Annotated in this window: 15 protein-coding genes; 2 read left to right on the top strand and 13 right to left on the bottom strand. The window is 57.5% G+C overall.

Annotated features, from left to right (window positions below; translation table 11 throughout):
- Nucleotides 1–185 precede the first annotated feature (185 nt).
- From JQM66_RS09630 to JQM66_RS09600, 7 genes are all read right to left on the bottom strand, one after another.
- Nucleotides 186–386 carry a hypothetical protein gene (locus JQM66_RS09630; protein ID WP_235229660.1) on the bottom strand — a complete coding sequence of 67 codons (201 nt, stop codon included), beginning with the start codon at nucleotides 384–386 and terminating at the stop codon, nucleotides 186–188.
- 43 nt (nucleotides 387–429) lie between these two features.
- Entirely contained in the window at nucleotides 430–729 is a 300-nt protein-coding gene (locus tag JQM66_RS09625; RefSeq protein WP_235229659.1) for a hypothetical protein, read from the bottom strand.
- Nucleotides 726–1,205 carry a hypothetical protein gene (locus JQM66_RS09620; RefSeq protein WP_235229658.1) on the bottom strand — a complete coding sequence of 160 codons (480 nt, stop codon included), beginning with the start codon at nucleotides 1,203–1,205 and terminating at the stop codon, nucleotides 726–728. Before JQM66_RS09620 ends, JQM66_RS09625 begins: the two co-directional genes overlap by 4 nt.
- Entirely contained in the window at nucleotides 1,198–1,632 is a 435-nt protein-coding gene (locus tag JQM66_RS09615; RefSeq protein WP_235229657.1) for a hypothetical protein, read from the bottom strand. Before JQM66_RS09615 ends, JQM66_RS09620 begins: the two co-directional genes overlap by 8 nt.
- Before the next feature lie 141 nt (nucleotides 1,633–1,773).
- Nucleotides 1,774–2,382 (bottom strand): rubrerythrin, encoded by a 609-nt coding sequence (rbr, locus tag JQM66_RS09610; RefSeq protein WP_235229656.1) that lies wholly within the window; start codon nucleotides 2,380–2,382, stop codon nucleotides 1,774–1,776.
- 105 nt (nucleotides 2,383–2,487) lie between these two features.
- The gene (locus JQM66_RS09605; protein ID WP_235229655.1) at nucleotides 2,488–4,236 is read right to left on the bottom strand and encodes a Na/Pi cotransporter family protein; all 1,749 of its coding nucleotides are present in this window, start codon (nucleotides 4,234–4,236) and stop codon (nucleotides 2,488–2,490) included.
- A gap of 259 nt (nucleotides 4,237–4,495) precedes the next feature.
- Nucleotides 4,496–5,371, bottom strand: a complete 876-nt coding sequence (locus JQM66_RS09600) for a patatin-like phospholipase family protein (protein ID WP_235229654.1) — start codon at nucleotides 5,369–5,371, stop codon at nucleotides 4,496–4,498.
- Nucleotides 5,372–5,970: 599 nt separating this feature from the next.
- Between JQM66_RS09600 and JQM66_RS09595 the strand changes: the two genes are divergently transcribed.
- Nucleotides 5,971–8,958: a diguanylate cyclase domain-containing protein gene (locus tag JQM66_RS09595; RefSeq protein WP_235229653.1), complete on the top strand. Its 2,988-nt coding sequence runs from the start codon at nucleotides 5,971–5,973 to the stop codon at nucleotides 8,956–8,958.
- Between the two features lie 184 nt (nucleotides 8,959–9,142).
- Entirely contained in the window at nucleotides 9,143–10,516 is a 1,374-nt protein-coding gene (locus JQM66_RS09590; RefSeq protein ID WP_235229652.1) for an MATE family efflux transporter, read from the top strand.
- An 80-nt stretch (nucleotides 10,517–10,596) separates the two neighbouring features.
- On the opposite strand, the gene JQM66_RS09585 is transcribed toward JQM66_RS09590, so the two are convergent.
- From JQM66_RS09585 to JQM66_RS09560, 6 genes are all read right to left on the bottom strand, one after another.
- The gene (locus JQM66_RS09585) at nucleotides 10,597–12,024 is read right to left on the bottom strand and encodes a hypothetical protein (protein WP_235229651.1); all 1,428 of its coding nucleotides are present in this window, start codon (nucleotides 12,022–12,024) and stop codon (nucleotides 10,597–10,599) included.
- Nucleotides 12,025–12,030: 6 nt separating this feature from the next.
- Nucleotides 12,031–12,849 (bottom strand): sensor histidine kinase, encoded by an 819-nt coding sequence (locus JQM66_RS09580; RefSeq protein ID WP_235229650.1) that lies wholly within the window; start codon nucleotides 12,847–12,849, stop codon nucleotides 12,031–12,033.
- A gap of 8 nt (nucleotides 12,850–12,857) precedes the next feature.
- A complete protein-coding gene (locus JQM66_RS09575) occupies nucleotides 12,858–14,429 on the bottom strand; it encodes a response regulator transcription factor (RefSeq protein ID WP_235229649.1) in 1,572 nt (523 codons plus the stop codon).
- A gap of 111 nt (nucleotides 14,430–14,540) precedes the next feature.
- On the bottom strand, nucleotides 14,541–15,515 hold the full coding sequence (locus tag JQM66_RS09570; protein ID WP_235229648.1) for a sugar ABC transporter substrate-binding protein: 975 nt from the start codon (nucleotides 15,513–15,515) through the stop codon (nucleotides 14,541–14,543).
- Between the two features lie 69 nt (nucleotides 15,516–15,584).
- Nucleotides 15,585–16,535, bottom strand: a complete 951-nt coding sequence (locus tag JQM66_RS09565) for an ABC transporter permease (RefSeq protein ID WP_235229647.1) — start codon at nucleotides 16,533–16,535, stop codon at nucleotides 15,585–15,587.
- A gap of 14 nt (nucleotides 16,536–16,549) precedes the next feature.
- The gene (locus tag JQM66_RS09560) at nucleotides 16,550–18,043 is read right to left on the bottom strand and encodes a sugar ABC transporter ATP-binding protein (protein WP_235229646.1); all 1,494 of its coding nucleotides are present in this window, start codon (nucleotides 18,041–18,043) and stop codon (nucleotides 16,550–16,552) included.
- Between the last annotated feature and the right edge of the window lie 19 nt (nucleotides 18,044–18,062).

The raw sequence follows: 18,062 nt of genomic DNA, 5'->3' as shown, positions 1-18,062 counted from the left end.
TCCTTTTGGCATAGCAAAACACCCCACTTGTTAGATAGTATATCATACTGTCTAACAAATGGGGTGCAGTTCACGGTGAGCGGACGCCTGTTTTTGTATAGAAAGCTGCGCAATTATCATGCGGCTTCCTTATATATAAAAAGCGGGCGGACTGTGAGACAGTCCGCCCGCCTGTGCGACGGCGTCTATGCGTCGCCGTTTCTGCTGTTCTGCTTTTCAGCCTGGGTGCCGAAATAGAAGCCGATCACCACGGTAAAGACTGTCAGAAACTGGTCCGTGGTGACCCGGCCCGCCACGGACAGCCATGCGAAGACACCTGTCAGGGCGATGGTGACGATGCTTTTGATGGTAAGTAGGTTGGTGAGCCGTTTTTCCAGAAGCTCCATGATGTTCTCCTTTCTTCTGAGGCGCCGCTCTATTCTATGCGCGTCACAGCCCCGGTGCCCCGGAGGCCAGCCAGGCCACGAAGGCGCCGCAGAGGACCAGGAGCGCCTTGTCCAGCAGCCCGTCCCAGCGTTTGCCGGGCTTTGCCTCCAGGGCTTCCACCTTGCCGGTGAGCCGGTCCACGCTGTCCCCCATGGCCTCCTGCTTGGTCACCATGACCTCCATGGCGGTGGCCAGCCGGTTCAGGGCGCGGCTGGCCTCCTCAGCGGCGTTCATGCGGTGCTTCAGGGAGCCGATCTCATGGGTGTGGTTCTCCAGCTTCACCGCGATCTCTTCCGCAGTCATTGCAGGTCCTCCACGGCGCCCAGGTCCTCCCAGCGCTCCGCCAGCTCCAGGGGGCCGTAGGCGTTGTTATCGGCCTTGCAGCGCCAGACACGGCCCTCCAGTGTGCAGCACTCACCGACCTGCCACAGGCCGCGGCTGCCCTGAGGGGCGGTGTAGGACTTGGCCAGCTTGGGGTCGGTGGTGTGGCAGATGTCCCACAGGGAGACGGCCTTGTCCGGAGACCAGTCGGGCTGGCCCGTGGCGTCATGCTGCTGCCACAGCTTGTACACCTGGCCCTGCCATTTGTAGGGCTTGCCCACCGGGGTCTCCTCGGTGTTATAGGCCTGCTGCCGCCAGGTGGGGATCTCCGTCTCGTGGGCCAGAAGATAGGTGCCGTCCGCCTCACCGGAGACGGCCAGGGCTGCCAGGGCCGCCGCGTCGGCGGCACCCTTGCTGAACAGGGCTTCCAGGGCCAGTGTCAGGATCGTCTCAGCCATTGCTCTCCACTCCTTCCTCGTATGCGGTCTCCATGCTGGAAACGGCGGCGTCGGCCTGGGCGGACTGTGCCTCCAGGGCAGCCTGCTGCTCCGCCAGCTTTTCGTTCAGCTCCGCGATCTGCGCCTGATAGGCGGAGACATCCCCCAGATACTGGCTGGCGGTCCGCACCTCCGCCACGAAGTAGCGGCCGGCGTGCTGATAGCGAACGTCCGTCAGCTTAAAGCTGTAGCCCTCCGGCAGGCCCAGCTCGTCCTGGCGGTCCGTCAGGCGCCGGATGGCGGGGCGGGACCAGTTGATCTGCTCGATCTGTTCCAGGCTGGACTCCTCCCGCTCAAAGGTGATGCAGTAGTGTCCGTTGACGGCGCTGCGTGTGACAAATGCGGCCGGGACCCCGTCAAATTCCCAGCGCTTACCCAATTTGCTCATGCTGTCCTTCCTCCTTTTGATTTGGCGCGCCGGGAAGCGCGCCTGCATTTGGGGGACAGAGGAGAGAATTTGCATGGCGGCGTGCAAGAAACGGAGAAAACCTCTGCGCAAAAAAAGAGCACGCCTTGGCGTGCTCCGGGATCAGGGGAGAAGCATCCCGCTGTAGGGCGCCAGCTCCAGACGGATGAAATACCCCTGGTCGTGCCGGCAGACGGGACAGAGTTTTGGCGCCTCCGTTCCCTCCAGAATGTGGCCGCAGTTCAGGCACATCCAGCCGCATTTGGTGTCGGAGACGAACAGCTTTCCGTTCTCCAGCAGGTCCGCCAGATAGCCGAACCGGTCCCCGTGGCTCTGTTCGATGGGGGCGATCTGCCGGAAGGAGGCGGCGATCTGGGGAAAGCCCTCGGTCTGAGCGGTCTGGGCAAAGGCGGTATACACCGTCCCCGCTTCCTCGTATTCATTGTGCCGGGCGTACCGCAGCAGCTGGACCACATCATTGGTCAGGTCCACCGGATACCCGCCGTCGATCTGGACGGTCTGGCCGGACAGCTCCTTCATGTGGTTGTAGAAGATCTCGGCATGCTCCTGCTCCTGACCGGCGGTGAACTGAAAGACGGCCTCCAGCACATGCAGCTTCTGCTGCTTGCAGAGGGCGGCGGCAAAGGTGTAGCGGTTGCGGGCCTGACTTTCGCCGGCAAAGGCCCGCATCAGGTTTTGCAGCGTTTCGCTGGCTTTGAATTCCACGGACATGGCAAGCTCCTCCTTGTAATACATGGAGAGAGCATGTGCCTTTCGGGGAAATTTATGCACAAACATACATGCCTCCATGCAAAGCACGGAGGCATGTATGTTTTCTTATTCTTGAGGGAGCTGGTAGGTCCGGATGGCCTGGTTCAGACTGCTGGTGAAGCTGCCCTCGTCCTTCAGGACGTTTAGATAGGCGTGGCGGTCCACGGAGGAGTCCTTCTCCTCAATGACGGACAGGGCGATGTTGGAGCAGTGGTCGGAGACACGCTCGAAGTTGGTCAGCAGGTCATTGAGCACAAAGCCCAGCTGCATGGTACAGTCGCCGGATTGGAGACGGCGAATGTGGCGCATCCGGATCTCCTCGATCAGCCGGTCGATGGTCTCCTCCAGCGGCTCCACCTCCCGGGCCTGTTCCACGCTGGCGGCGTCGAAGCAGGAGAAGGTCCGGTCCATGATGTCCTCCAGGGCGGCCAGCAGCACCCGTAGCTCGCCGCGGGCGGATTCGGAGAAGTGCAGGTCCTTTTCGTGGAGCTCCTGGGCGGATTCCTGCAGGTTCAGGGCGTGGTCGCCGATGCGCTCGAAGTCACCGATGGCGTGGAGCAGGCGGGAGACCGTGCGGATGTCGTCCATGGACACGCCGTGCTGGGAGATCTGCACCAGATAGCTGCCCAGCCGGTCCTCGTAGATGTCCAGCTTGTCCTCGTTGGCAATGATCTCCGCCTCCCGGTCCTCGGAGTAGCCGGAGAACTGTTCGATGGCGTACAGCAGGTTCTGATGGGCCAGGGCGCCCATGGCGTTGGTCATGCTGACGCACTCGCTGATAGCCACACCGGGGGTGCGCAGCAGGCGGGGATCCAGGAAGGCGAACTGCTCGGCCTTGTCCTCATTCTGGACAAGCTTCCGCGCCAGCTTTTCCAACTGGCGGGAGAAGGGCAGCAGCAGGAGGGTGGTGAACACGTTGAACACCGTGTGGCAGAAGGCGATGCCCACGGCGCCCACGGCAGTGTTCATAAAGGCGAAGTGGAAGAGGGCGTTTCCGCCGTAGAACAGGATCAGCCCCACCACGGTGCCGATGACGTTGAAAGAGATGTGGATGACGGACACCCGCTTGGCGTTGCGGTTGACGCCGATGGAACTCAGCAGCGCCGTGACGCAGGTGCCGATGTTCTGGCCCATGATGATGGGCACGGCCATGCCGTAGGTGATGGAGCCGGTGAGGGCCAGGGCCTGCAGGATGCCCACGGAGGCGGCGGAGGACTGGATGACGCCGGTGAACACGGCGCCCACCAGCACGCCCAGCAGGGGGTTGTTGAAGGCGGTGAGGAGGCTGGAGAACTCCGGCATGTCGGCCAGGGGGCTCACCGCGTCCTTCATCAGCTCCATGCCGTACATCAGGATGGCAAAGCCCACCAGAATACGGCCAATGTCCCGGCGGCGCTGCTTTTTGGAGGCCATGATGAGAATGATGCCCACCAGCGCGATCACCGGCGAAAAGTTTTCGGGTTTGAGCAGGTTGACGAACACGCTCTCGCTCTCAATGCCCGTCAGGGACAGAATCCACGCCGTCAGGGTGGTGCCGATGTTGGAGCCCATGATGACGCCGATGGTCTGGCCCAGCTCCATGACGCCGGAGTTCACCAGGCCCACCAGCATGACCGTCATGGCGGAGGAGGACTGGATGGCGATGGTGATGCCGGCGCCCAGCAGAAGGCTCTTGAAGGGGTTGGAGGTCATGCGCTTCAGCACACGCTCCAGCTTGCCGCCTGCCATCTTCTCCAGGCTCTTGGACATGGTGGTCATGCCGTAGAGGAAGAAGGCCAGGCCGCCGCACAGGGTAAAGACAGAAAAAATGTCCATGCCGATGCTCCTGATCCGAATTTCCCTGCCGGGGGAAATGTAATGTCAACAAAACGTTGCAGACTTATTATATCTGTTTGTGCTGAAATTGAGAAGCGGCGGAATGAACAAATGTAAGGTTTTCGGAAAAAATTGAGTAAATTATCCGTAAAAAAACCGGAAATATGACGAAGACGCCAAAAGACTGTTAAATAGGGATGTAAATCTGCCGGAAACCAGCGAAAAAAACGGTGCCGTTTCCGGCACCGTTTTCACAGATTCAGCAAGACGCGGCCTCGCTGCTTTTTGCCCAGAATGTCCGCACGTCCTCCGCGCAGCGGCGGCCGGCGAAATAGCCCGCCTGCCACAGGCCCCGCAGGATCTCCAGGTCCTTTTCCGTCCGGGAGCAACCCAGGGTGTCCTCCGGCGCGATGACCAGGACCTTGCCCTCCCGCTCCAGAGCGAAGAGCTCCTCCCGGCTGGCGTTGTAGCGTTCCGCCCGGGTCCGCATGGCCTCCACGAATTCCGGATGCTTGCGGAAGGTGTTTTTCACCATCCGGAAGGAGTTGTCGGCGTTCTTCCGGTAGTCCCGCTCCCGGGTCAGGATCACCACCACCCGGTCGCAGCCCACCTCAAAGGCCCGCTTCCAGGGGATGGGGTCGGTACAGCCGCCGTCTAAATAGGGACGGCCATCCACCTCTATGATGGGGAACATCAGGGGAATGGCGCAGGTGGCCTCCAGCACCAGGTTAGGGGCGTCCCGGCGGGGGACAGGCACATACTCCGCCTTGCCGGTGTCCACATTGGTGACCACCGCCTCCACAGTGCCGGGATAGGCCTCAAAGGTGTCGTAGTCAAAGGGCAGCAGCTGGTTGGGGATGGTCTCGTAGGCAAATTTCAGACCGAAATAGGAGCGGTTCCTGCGGTCCAGCAGGTTCCGCATGCTCATGTAGCGGGGGTCGTTGGCGTAAGTGGTCACCAGCTTCAGATTCCGGCGGCTCTGTTGGGAGAGATAGCTGACGCCGTAAGCGATACCGGCGGAAACGCCGATGGTGTAGTCCGGCATGGGCAGCCCGCCATCCAAAAACGCATCGCACACACCGGCGGAAAAGATGGTCCGCAGGGCACCACCCTCCAGGACCAGACCTGTTTTCATGATGACCACCTCGAATATCATTTTCAAGTACAGTTATGATATCATACCTCTCAAAAAAAGGAAATGGAAACGTGGCGGAAATTCACTGCCCGCCAGCCACATTTTTTTGTGTACGATTCCAAAAGCCGCCGGCATTCCACTTCTGTCTGGCAGTCCTGCGTCAGGCGCTCTGGCCGTGGAGCTGGAACGATATATCTGATTCCTCTCAGTAATATTTTCTCCCGATTATCCCATTTGTCGTGGAATTTCGCCCGCTTCCGGCGGCTCCGGGGCCGACACCCCGATCTCCTTGCTGTTCAGCCCAGAGCCGGTCAGCGGCCATGTGTCTCCGCTTCCGCAGCCGTCGCAGCGAGTCACGGAGGACATTCTGGTGTCGGATAGGGATCACGATCTTGTGCCAGGCGAACGCACTGACAACTGCTGGACGGCCATGATATGCGCGGATCAAAAGCATTTTTTTGATCCTCCTGATATTTCCAAAAACATTTTTCGCCAAAATTTGTGCATAATATTGATATATGTACAAAAATGGTATATAAAGAAATTAGAGTCGCCGCAAACAGGCAAGCGATACCGCCGAAGAGAAAGGAATGACCGGCATGAATGCGACGTTTTTGGATTGCTATACGATGATTTCCATTCTGATCGCTGTGGTAGATGGATTTCTGGCAATCAAGTCCTTTCAGAAAAACAAGACCACAGGCCGTTTCCTGGGCTATGCCTGCGCAGGGGCAGCCGTGGTGGATATCAGCTACCTGATCAGCATCCTGAACGACGACTATCTGTGCATGTCCGTGATGTCCAGCGTCTATTTTGTCACCATCGACGTCATGCTGCTCTGTTTGCTGGTGTTTACGGTGTATTTCACGAAAGGCAAATTCACGAGGACAGGAAAAACGCTCATAAGGCTGAGTGTTCTGTATACCATATTTGAGATCGTGGTCTTTGCCATCAACCCCTTTTATGAAATTGCCATCCACTATGTCCAGAGAAATACCCTCATTGCCAAGTACAGCTATCAGATGCGGCCGCTTTACGTCATGCACCTTCTGTTCACCTATACGCTGGTGGTGGTGGTCGTAGTCCTGCTGATCCGGAAAATGTGCAGCATCCCCAAGGAATACCGGGCGCAGTACCAGTATGTGATCCTGGGGATCCTGGTCATCGTGTCCGTGAACGGCGTGTTTCTGTTCTGGCCGGGAGAAAGTGTTTACAGCCTGCTGGACTACTCCATCTGCGGATACAGTCTGACGGCCTTCCTGCTGTACTGGAGCTGTTTTGACTACTCCACCCACGGCATGCTGAACTGTCTGAAAACCAGTATTTTTGAAAATATCGGGCAGGGAATCGTTCTGTTTGACTACAATGATCACCTGATCCTGCACAATGAAAGAGCCGACGCGCTGCTGGGCGGGATCCAGCCGGAAAAATGCGCTGTTCTGGAGGATTTCCTGAACTGTTACGACCTCTCCCTGGGTGCAGAGACAGAGGACGACAGCTTTTCACTGCAATGCTATATCAAAAACGGTCATGATGTCCGGCCGCTGCGATGTGATATCCGCAGCCTGAAGAATGAAAAAGGGCAGAGACTGGGACAGCTGTTTGTCTTTTCAGACGCGGCTCTGGAAACCGATCTGTTGACAGGCTTTCAGGATTGGGAGAGCTTCCAGCTGTTTGCGGGCAGCAACCCCAACGCGTTTCCGTGCCCCACAGCGGTGGCGATCTGCGACATCAACAGCCTGTCGGTGATCAACAGCACCATGGGTAACCAGGCGGGAAACCAGACGATCAAAATGCTGGCGGATACCATGCGGCAGTGCTTCCCGAAGCAGACCTATTATGTGCGTGGACTGGAAGCAAGTCTCATTGCACTGTGCAGCCACAGCAATGAAGCAGAGATGCAGGCGTGCATGGCGCAGGTGAAGGAGCGTTTTTCCGGCAAAATGCAGTACGCGGTCAGCGCAACCACAGAGAAAGTACCGGATATCCTGCGGGCCATTCTTGTGGCATCGAAGGCGATGCGTGCAAAGAAGCTGCTGGACCGGGAATCCATCCATTCGGAAATGCTGACATCCTTGATCCGGGCGCTTCAGGAGTGCGACAGCGACACGGAGCACCATGTGCGCCGCACCCAGCAGATGGGCGCGGAGCTGGGAAAGCGGATCGAGCTGACGGATATCCAGCAGAGCAAGCTGTCTCTGCTCTGCCTCCTGCATGATATCGGCAAGATCGGAATTCCGCTGGAGATCCTCAATAAACCGGGCAATCTTTCGGATGAGGAGTGGAAGATCCTGCGGTCCCATACGGAAAAAGGTTTTGAAATTGCCAACAGTAATAATGAACTCCGGGGGATCGCGGATGAGATCCGGCACCATCATGAGCGCTGGGACGGCAAGGGCTATCCGGACGGCCTGAGCCGTGAGAGCATTCCGCTCCTGTCCAGGGTGATCGCGGTCGTGGATGCGTATGACGCCATGACCAATAACCGCTCGTACCGGTATGCCATGTCTCCTTCCGATGCAATGGAGGAGTTAAAGCGCTGCGCGGGCAGCCAGTTCGACCCCTTTATTGTGTCGGAGTTTCTCCAGATGCTGCGGGAAAATTCACCGGTCGAGATTCCAAACGGCGATGCGGCCGAACAGAGCGGAAACGGGCATGCAGCGCATACAGAACCCACCGACGACAGTGTGGAAACCGGCAACCATGTGCATCTGGTCCCGTACAGCCGATATGTGCTGGATGAATCCATGCGGATCGTAACTGTAGATGAAAATTTCGAGAAGCTGACGGGATACACGTCGGAAGATATCCAGACAAAACCCGTGTTCCAGGCGGATCTGATCCCGGAAGAGGAGCGTACGGAGTATCTGTGCCACACCAATGCCTGCCTTGCCAAGAGCCCGTTGGTATTCCAGGAACATAGGCTCCGCCGCAAGGACGGCTCTGACATCTACGTATTTTGCTTCGGCAGAGTGTATTTTGATTCCGCGGTCCGCACCGAACGGTCGGAGATCATTATCGCCGATATCACCAAGACTTATTCCATGAAGATGCTGGCGGACGCGGAACAGAACAAGGCCCAGATCCGGCTGAAATACTGGGAGGATACCTACCGCCGCGATTCCCTGACGGGACTTTTGAATCACGCCGCATTCCGCAGCGATGTGGAGCTGAAGCTCCTGGAGGGGAAATCCAAGGTCATGATGCTGATGATGGATGTGGACAAATTCAAGGATTACAACGACACATTCGGGCATCATAACGGAGACAAGTTCCTGATCCTGGTGGCACAGACGCTGTATGTGTCCCTGCGAAAAGAGGACCGCGCCTGCCGCATGGGCGGCGATGAGTTCGCGGCGGCACTCTTTTTCAGCATGGATACGCCGGAGGCAGTCATCCGGGAGCGGGCACAGCAGATTTTTGATAAGGTGAGTATCACGCTGAAGGGAGCAGACGGAGGAACGGGGATCTCTGTGGGCGTGGCCATCGCCGCACCGGATGCGACCTTTAATCAGCTGTATGAAGCGTCGGACAAGGCACTGTATCAGGCAAAAGAAAACGGCCGCGGCAGACTGGTGATCTCGTAGGACCGACACATGAAGGGGCGACTTGCCGTACTTACCAAAATCAATGAAGGGGCAATGCCGGTCCTGGCATTGCCCCTCATCATCCGCTCCGTCATGTCCGGTACTTGCGTGTCTGTCCCGCGCATATTTGAAACGGCCGGCTTAACGTGAAATAAGCGGGAAAAACAAGGAGTTCATACATTCCATGATACGGGAAAAGCGGTTTTATAAGACCTTTTTTGTGCTGGCACTCTCTCTGGCACTGCAAAATTTGCTGACATACAGCGTCAATATGATGGATACGGTCATGCTTGGGCGGTACAGCCAGAACGCCATGAGCGGCGTCAGCCTGTGCAACCAGGTGCAGTTCATGCTCCAGATGCTGGTGGAGGGCGCCGGCGAGGGGGCGGTGGTGCTGGGCGCCCAATATTGGGGGAAAAACAAACTGGATCCGATCCCCCACATCATTGGTTCCGCACTGCGTTTCGGCGGCGCAATGGCGGTTTTGATGTTTCTGATCGTCGTGCTTGCGCCGCAGCAGCTGCTGGGCCTTCTGTCCAACGAACCGCTGGTGATCGCGGAAGGGGTCCGGTATTTCCGCATCATCTGCTTCTCTTACATCATTTTTACGGTGACCCGTATCCTGGTGGCGTCCCTGCGGTCCATCGGCATTGTAACCATCGGCTATATCATTTCCTTTTCCACCCTGTGCATCAATGTTTGCCTGAATTACCTGCTGATCTACGGCAATTTTGGATTTCCGGAGCTGGGCGTCCGCGGCGCGGCCATCGCCACGCTGGTTTCCCGCTGTGTAGAGCTGCTGATCGTCATCTATTATTTGAAGTTCCGGGAGAAACAGCTGTGCCTGACGCTGAAGAAGCTGATTTTCATCGACACCAGTTATATCCGGGATTATATCCGGGTCTCCTTTCCCGTTCTGCTCAACCAGGCCCAGTGGGGTGCGGCACAAATGGTGCAGACGGGGATTCTGGGCCACCTGGGCGGCGACGTGACGGCGGCCAACGCCATCGCCGTGCAGACCTATCAGGTGCTCTCCGTGGTCGCATACGGCGCTTCGTCGGCATCCGGCATTGTGGTGGGCAAGACCATCGGCGCCGGAAAGCGGGCGGAATTGAAGAAGCTAGTGCATACGCTGGAGGTACTGTTTTCCGTCATCGGCATTCTCACGGGCCTTGCCATCTTCCTGCTGCGTGAACCGATTCTGACGGTGTTCGGCGGCTCGCTGACAGAGCGTGCCCATGTCCTCTCCATGCAGTTTATGGCCGTGATCGCCGTCACCACCGTGGGAACATCCTATCAGGTGGCCTGCGACAACGGCATCATCCGCGGCGGCGGAGACACCGCCTTTAGCGCCAAGATGAATCTCATCAGCATGTGGCTCATTGTTGTGCCCCTGTCCGCCCTGGCGGCCTTCCGCTGGAATCTGGCGCCGGTGATGGTGTTTTTCCTGCTGAAGTGGGACCAGCTCTATAAGATCATTCCCGTGACGATCCGGCTCCACAGCTGGAAATGGGTGCGGGTGGTCACCCGCGGCGGCAGCGAGTGTGCCGAACCGTAATATCGCGAAGCGTTATAGCCATATAGGCAAACAAGCACCGCCGAAGCCTGAAAACAGGCTTCGGCGGTGTTTTTGCGCAGTCAGTTGAGGTAGCGCAGACGCCTGAGAAACTCCTGGTTCTCTGTTTTCTCGCAGATGGCGTCAATGCCGGAAGAGATCACCCAGATGGCCATTCCCCGCTTCGCGCAGGTCACCAGCATATCAATGATCATCTCGTGATGTGCTGCCTCCTGGCCGGCGAAGGGGAAAAAGCAGATCAGCAGCTTCGGATTCAGAAGATACCATTTGTAGTAAGAAAACCGCAGGCGCTGGGGGAGTGACCAAGCCCGCAGGGGCTTTTGCAGATCCTCTCTGGGGAACCACCGGGATGCCTCGGAGAGGATGTTTTCCGTGACCTGCCTGGCGGCGATCCGCTTGCCTGCTTTCGGAAGCAGACAGGTGCTCAGGTTGTCCAGGGCGGTCAAATTGTCAAACAGCACCCCATTGGGGCGGTCCGGCCTTTCCAGCTGGATCCCGATCTCGGTGCCGATCAATTTGGCCAGCTCCCCGTGGGTATACACGGTCCCACTCAGGCAGAACGTACCGGCCAGCCAGCGCTGCCCGCCCAGGAAACAGTTCCGCAGCTGCACCGCTGTGCTGTAATTCTCGTCTCGCAAACAAGCGATCTCGCCGCTGCGGATCTGAAAATTCAGGGGCGGCACTCCGGGAAATGTCAGGTCGGACGCGCGCAGCACGAGATCGTCTCCGCTGTACTGCCCGACCTGTTTCATCCCGCTGCTGCGGCACTTCCAGCCAAGGATCTCGTATAGTTTCTCGCCGTATTCTTCCGGATACAGCCGGTAGCAGGTCTTCCGGTTTTTGATGACATCGATCCGGTCGGAGCAGCGGTACATAAATGCCTCGTCCAAATCGAACAGGATGACCGCCGTTCCCTGCTCCAGCAGCAGCCGGACACACTGCATCAGCTTTTCCAGATCCTTCTGACGCAGAATTTCTGTAAGCCGGTCCAGGATCAGCAGCTCACTTTTCCAGAGCCATACCCGGAAGACGCAGAGCCGGTAATAATCCAGCATGGAAAGCTCTGCCAGACTCAGATTCGTGGGAATACACAGCTCCATTTGTTGCATCATGGCCGCGGCCTCCGGACTCCGCAGCCGCTGCTCAACGATCTGCCGCTGGCTCCGGTCTGCGGGTTTCCCCAGTGCCAGCAAAAAATCCTGTACGGTCAGTTCCCTGGATTCGAACCGGTACTTATCCACGATCATGCTGTTTTGCAGGATCCAGCGCTCCAGTGCCTGCCCGCCCACCCGGCGGCCGCAGGAAAAGGCTTTGCCGCTCTTCATGTGGGAAAAGCCCTTAAAAATGTCCAGATAGGCCGTGCCGGAGGTCAGATGATCGTCCACATAGATGCCAATACATTCTCCCCGGGAAACAGAGATCTCAAAGTAATACGCGCAGTCCTCGCTCTGAAAGCAGCCGTGCTCCACACGGATCAATTCCTCTTTCATGGGCGGTCATTCCTCCCGGAAAAGCAGCGGCAGCGTGACACAGCATTCCGTCCCGATCCCCGCCGCGCTGAAGATACGAAGGCCGTAATTCTCGCCAAACATCAGCCGGATGCGGCTGTTGACATTGCGCAGAGCAATACCGCCCTTTTGCTGGCCGGTGGGCGCCCCGGTATCCTCAGCGAATTGCTTGTTTAATTGCTCCACCCGCTCCTCGGGCATACCGATGCCGTCATCCCGGACCCGCAGAAACAATGTACGGTCACTGTTTTCCACCGCGATACGGACGGTACCGGGCCCCAGTTTGCCCTCCAGACCGTGAGACACTGCGTTTTCCACCAGGGGCTGCAAGATCAGCTTGGGCATCCGGGCTTCCAGCAGCTTCTCGTTTTCCAACTCCAGCTCCATGGAGATCTTGTCCCCGAAGCGGCACCGCTGGATGGTGAAATAGTTTTCCGCATTGTCCAATTCGTCTGAGAATGTCACATATTCCTTCACATTGGAGATGGTATAGCGAAAAAACGTGGCCAGTGCTTCCGTGGTCTCTGCAATGTCCTCGCAGTCCGCCAGCAGCGCATCCGTCCGGATGGCTTCCAGCGCGTTATAGAGAAAGTGGGGATTGATCTGGTTCTGCAGCGCCAGATATTCCGCTTGCTTCTGCCGCAGCTTGGTGATCTCCTCGCCGTGCAGGCGTTCTCCGATGTCGGAGAAGAAGCCCTTCAGCAGCTGGTTTTTCCCCCAGTCCGTCTGCAGGACAGCTTCCAGATCCCGGTCATTTCCATAACGCCAGAGCGCTTTTCTCAATTTCCATCCGGTCCACAGCCACATGATATCACCTACTTGTACAGCTTTTTATAATCCGACGGGCTGACGCCGGTGGCCTTTTTGAACAATCGGGAGAAGTATTTCAGGTCGCTGTAGCCCACCATCTCTGCCACATCCTGGACAGACAGCGTCTCACCGCACAGCAGCTCCTTGGCCTTGCTGATCCGCAGCTCCGTCAGGTAATCCATAAAGTTCTGCCCAGTCTCTTTTTTGAACAGGGTGGAGAAGTAAGTGGCGTTGAAGCCCACGGCGCTGCTGACATCCTCCAGACGAAGAGATTCCCGGTAGTGCTGCTGCATATAGCGCTTGGCTTCTGTAATGGGTCGCATCTCCCGCAGGGATCGTTCGTCCCGCAACCGCTGCAGTTCCCGGCTGATATCCTTCCGCAGTAATTGAAGGACACTCTGCGCATCCGGGCAGAGCCAGAATTTTTCCTCCATGTTTTCCGCAAACCGTTCCTCTGCCTGCCCGTTTTGCTGCATCCCATACAGGCAGGCCTCCAGTACCTGGTAAAACCAATCCTCCAGCATTTGTCCGTTCAGATTTTCCCGGGACATGACGGTGCGGAAGCTCTCCTCCAGTTCCTGCTCAAAACGCTCCTCATCCAGACACTCCGCCGCCACCTGAAACCTCTTTTTCTGGGCGGCTTCCATCAGATACCGCTGGTTGAAGTCTGCCCGCTCGCTCTCCGCGTCCCGCCAGGACTGGGGATGACACAGGCGGTCCCGGCAAAACCACATGGCCTGACGCATGGAGAGGACTGTCTCCGCAAAGTCGGTCTGCCGGCTGCCCAGACAGATGGTGCAGCGGAGATTGCCGAACATGTCCCGCTGCTGTTCGATTTCCCTTTGGATCTTCGTGAAGCACTGCTTCACCGCCACGGTACGGTATGCGCTCATGCGCAGCACGATGGCGATGCCCTCCTTCTGAATAGCGGCGGCATAGATGCCCGTCAGAGACTGCAGCTCCCGCCGGACGATCTCCAGCGCACTGCGAAGAATGACCTGATAGCCGCCTGGGTCCTGGGGAGTGGCGGCCATATCCACCCGCACCAGTGCCGCGAAGCAAACGCCTTCGGCGGTGCGAAAGCCCTCGTCCGCATATGCCATAAAGGGCTGTTGGTGTTCTGCCGCATTGGCAAGGGACTCCATCAGCAGTTCCTGCTGGCGCTCCTGGCTCTGCTTCAGCTGGAACTCCAGTGCAGCTTCCTTTCCCAGCTTGTCGCCGAGGCGCATCAGAATACCGGTGAGCTCCTCCTGCTTGAGGGGCTTGAGCAGATAATCCTCCACGCCGTATTTCAATGCGGTTTGCGCATACTCAAATTTCCGATATCCGCTGATGATGATGAAGTGCAGGTCCGGCTGCAGCTCCTTGGCCCGCTGGATCAGCTCAATTCCGCTGCATCCCGGCATCCGGACGTCCGTGATCAGCAGGTGCGGCTGCTTTTCCCGCACCAGCCCCAGCGCCCGCAGGCCGTCGTTGGCCGTGCCGACAATCTCATAACCCAGCCGTTTCCAGTCGATCAGCTTTTGCAGCAGCAGAAGAATTTTGTTTTCATCATCTGCCAGAACAACCCTCAGCATGGCCCATTCCTCCGGTTTTTGTAAAAAGAAAGGGAAAACGAAGCCGTTTTCCCTTTCTTTTCATTATATGCCTTTTGATTTGGTTTGCCAAGAGGCATTTTCCGCAAATGCTTACTTGTAGTCGGCAACGTTGGAAGCGTCGATCCAAACGCTGTCAGCGATGATCACGTTGTTCTCCAGCGTGCCGCCGTTCAGCAGGGTGACAGCTGCTTCCAGGCCGCCTGCGGCCATGATGCCGCCGTCCTGGGCAACGGTACCGGTCATACGGCCGTCCTCGATGGCCTCATAGCCGTCGGGGGTGCCGTCAACACCGGTGATGATGATGCCGCTGTTCGCACCGGCAGCGTTGCCGGCACCAACGGCCATGCCGTCGTTCTCGCAGACGATGGCGTCCAGATCATAAGCGGACAGCCAGCTCTCAACAGTCGCCTGAGCCTTGGCGGTATCCCACTCGCAGTCAGCGGGAGCAACAACTTCCTTGATATCGGGATACTTGGCCAGAATGTTGCGATAACCCTCCAGACGGTCCAGAGCGTCAGTCACGGAAGAGGGACCGGTCAGGAATGCAACATTGCCCTTGCCGCCCAGCAGGTCAGCAACGTGCTGCATCTCGTTCTCGCCGGCCTTGACGTTGTTGCCGCAGGAGATGGCAGAGATACCGGCGCTCTCCCAATCGGTGCAGACGGAGACAACGTTGATCACGACCACGCCGGCGTCAGCAGCGGCCTTGGCAGCGTCGCGCAGGCCATCGGGATCCACGGGCTCGAACAGAATGGCATCATAGCCCTCGGACACGCACTGCTCGATCTGGCTGATCTGCTTGGCGGCGTCCTGATCGGCGCTCAGGATGTTCAGTTCAACGCCCAGCTCCTTGGCCTTTGCCTCGGCGCCTTCGGTAACAGCGATCTGGAATGCATTGGTCTGATGCTGCTGGATCAGAGCGATCTTGTATGCGCCCTTTTCAGCGGGTTCTTCAACGGGAGCATTGCTGGAATCATTGTTTGCGGGAGCTTCGGTTTTGCTGCCGCAAGCGGCCAGAGACAGGACCATGATGCCAGTCAGCAGCAGTGCTAAAAACTTCTTCATAAATCGTTCCTCCTGAATAAAATTTATCTATGTAAGAGAAGAATCCATGATCCTCCTCTTGACACCTCGTCAGTTCTTCTTGTTGTTTTTACCCTTGATGTCAATGAGCACCGCCAATACGATGATGGCGCCCTTCACGATCTTCTGCCAGTGGGAGGACACACCCATGATATCCAGGCCGTTGGCGATGACCGTGATCAGCAGGCAGCCGACCACAACGCCCCAGGGCTTGCCCACGCCGCCGGACATGGACACGCCGCCGACAACGCAGGCGGTGATGGCGTCCATCTCATAGCTCTCGGCAGCGGTAGGCTGGCCGATGGTCACACGGGAGGTCATCAGGAAGCCGCTCAGGCCGGCCAGCAGACCGGCAATGGCAAAGGTGGAAATGCGGATCAGTGTGGTGTTGATGCCGGAGACCTTTGCTGCCAGCAGATTGCCGCCGCAGGCATAGACCCGGCGGCCGTATACAGTCTTCGCCAGGACGAAGGAGCAGATGACAATGATGACGGCCAGATAGAGGGCCAGCATGGGGATGCCGCAGAAGGTAGAGGCGGCGACAGCTTTGTACTGTGCGCTGATGCCGATGACAGGCTTGCCGCCGGAGACCACCAGCGCCAGACCGCGGACGGCAGTCATGGTGCCCAGGGTCATGATGAAGGGCGGAAGGTTGCCTACGGCAACGCCGACGCCGTTGGCAATGCCCACAGCCAGGCCGGCCAGCATGGAAACCACCAGGGGTACGATCAGCGGATAGTTGCCTTGGCCCAGCATAGCGGCCAGAATACCGGCAAAAGCCACCGTGGAACCGACAGACATATCAAATCCGCCTGCAACGATGACAAACATCATACCGAATGCCAGAATGCCGTTGATGGATGCCTGCTTGAGGATGTTGACCAGGTTACCCGGCGTGATGAAGCTGGGCTTCAGACAGGTCAGAATGATCACCAGCGCAATAAAAATCACAAAAATGAAATATTCGCTGATGAGAGTGTTGATATGCTTTCTCTCTTTCATGCTTTCCCCTTCCTTTATACCGTGATGGCAGAGGCCAATGTCATAATGCGTTCCTGGGAGAATTCTTCACGCTGGACCTCGCCGGAATAATTGCCCTCGCACATGACCAGGATCCGGTCGCAAATTCCCATCAGCTCCGGGATCTCCGAGGAGATCATGATAACGGCCTTGCCCTGCTGCACCAGATTTCCCAACAGCAGATAGATGTCCCGCTTGGCACCCACATCGATCCCTCGCGTGGGCTCATCCAGAATAATGATATCCGGCTCATTCAGCAGCCATTTGGCAATAACCACCTTCTGCTGGTTGCCGCCGGACAGATTGCCGACGATCTGGTCGACGGAAGGAGTTTTGATGTTCAGCTTTTCGATGTACTCCTGGGCGGCCTTGTGGGCCTTGGCTTTGTTGTAAAGACCGTTGGTCAGCAGCTTTTTGATAGCCACCATGGCGATGTTGTCGTTGACCGTTCCGCTCAGGTTCAGGCCCGTGACCTTTCGATCCTCCGTGATGAGCGCCACGCCTTCCTTGATGATATCCTGGGGCGAGGACACCTTCACCTTTTTGCCGTTCACATAGATCTCGCCGCCGGAGAGGGGATGCATGCCGAAGATGCCCTCCACCAACTCACTGCGGCCGGCGCCCACCAGGCCGCCGATGCCTAAGATCTCGCCCTTACGCACGGCCAGACTGACGCCCTTGACCTTGTTGTCCGCACGGGTGATGTTTTTGGCTTCAAACATCACGTCGCCGATCTCGGCGCTGAGCTTGGGATACACATCTGTGATCTCCCGGCCCACCATCATCTTGATCAGCTGGGCCTCGCTCAGGCTTGCTGTGTCGCCCGTGCCGATGTACTGCCCGTCGCGGTAAACGCTGACCCGGTCGCAGATGGAGAAGATCTCTGCCATACGGTGGGAGATGTAAATGATGGCAACGCCTTTTTCCTTGAGCCTGCGGATATGCTGGAACAGCAGCTCTACCTCACGTTCGGTAATGGCGGCGGTGGGCTCGTCCATGACGATGACCTTGGCATTGACCGAGATGGCCTTGATGATCTCAATGAGCTGGCACTGTGCCACCGTGAGATTCCGCAGCGTCTCCTTGGGAGACACGTGCAGGCCGCACTCCTCGATCAGCTTTTCCGCTTCCTCGATCTCCGCTTTCTTGTCCACCAGACCGTTCTTCCGCAGCTCACGTCCAACGAAGATATTTTCGTACACGGTCATGTCCAGGATCGGATTTAATTCCTGATGAATCATCGCCACGCCCATGTCCATGGCCTCTTTGGGATTGGATGCGTGATAGGGTTTTCCGTCGAAGAGGATCTCCCCGCCGGGATCTTTTGTATAAATGCCCATCAGAATTTTCATCAGGGTGGATTTTCCGGCGCCATTTTCTCCCATCAATGCATGGACTTCACCGGGCCGTACCTGCAGCTGCACATGATCCAGCGCGACAACACCCGGAAACGTTTTGCTGATATCTTTCATTTCCAGCACATATTCCATGCAATCCCCCCCCTTTTCT

It is taken from the genome of Oscillibacter valericigenes (genome assembly GCF_021531915.1).
GTDB classification, from domain to species: Bacteria; Bacillota; Clostridia; order Oscillospirales; family Oscillospiraceae; genus Oscillibacter; species Oscillibacter valericigenes_A.
Note: the sequence above shows the minus strand (reverse complement) of the source record. Positions and strands in the feature narration are given on the sequence as shown.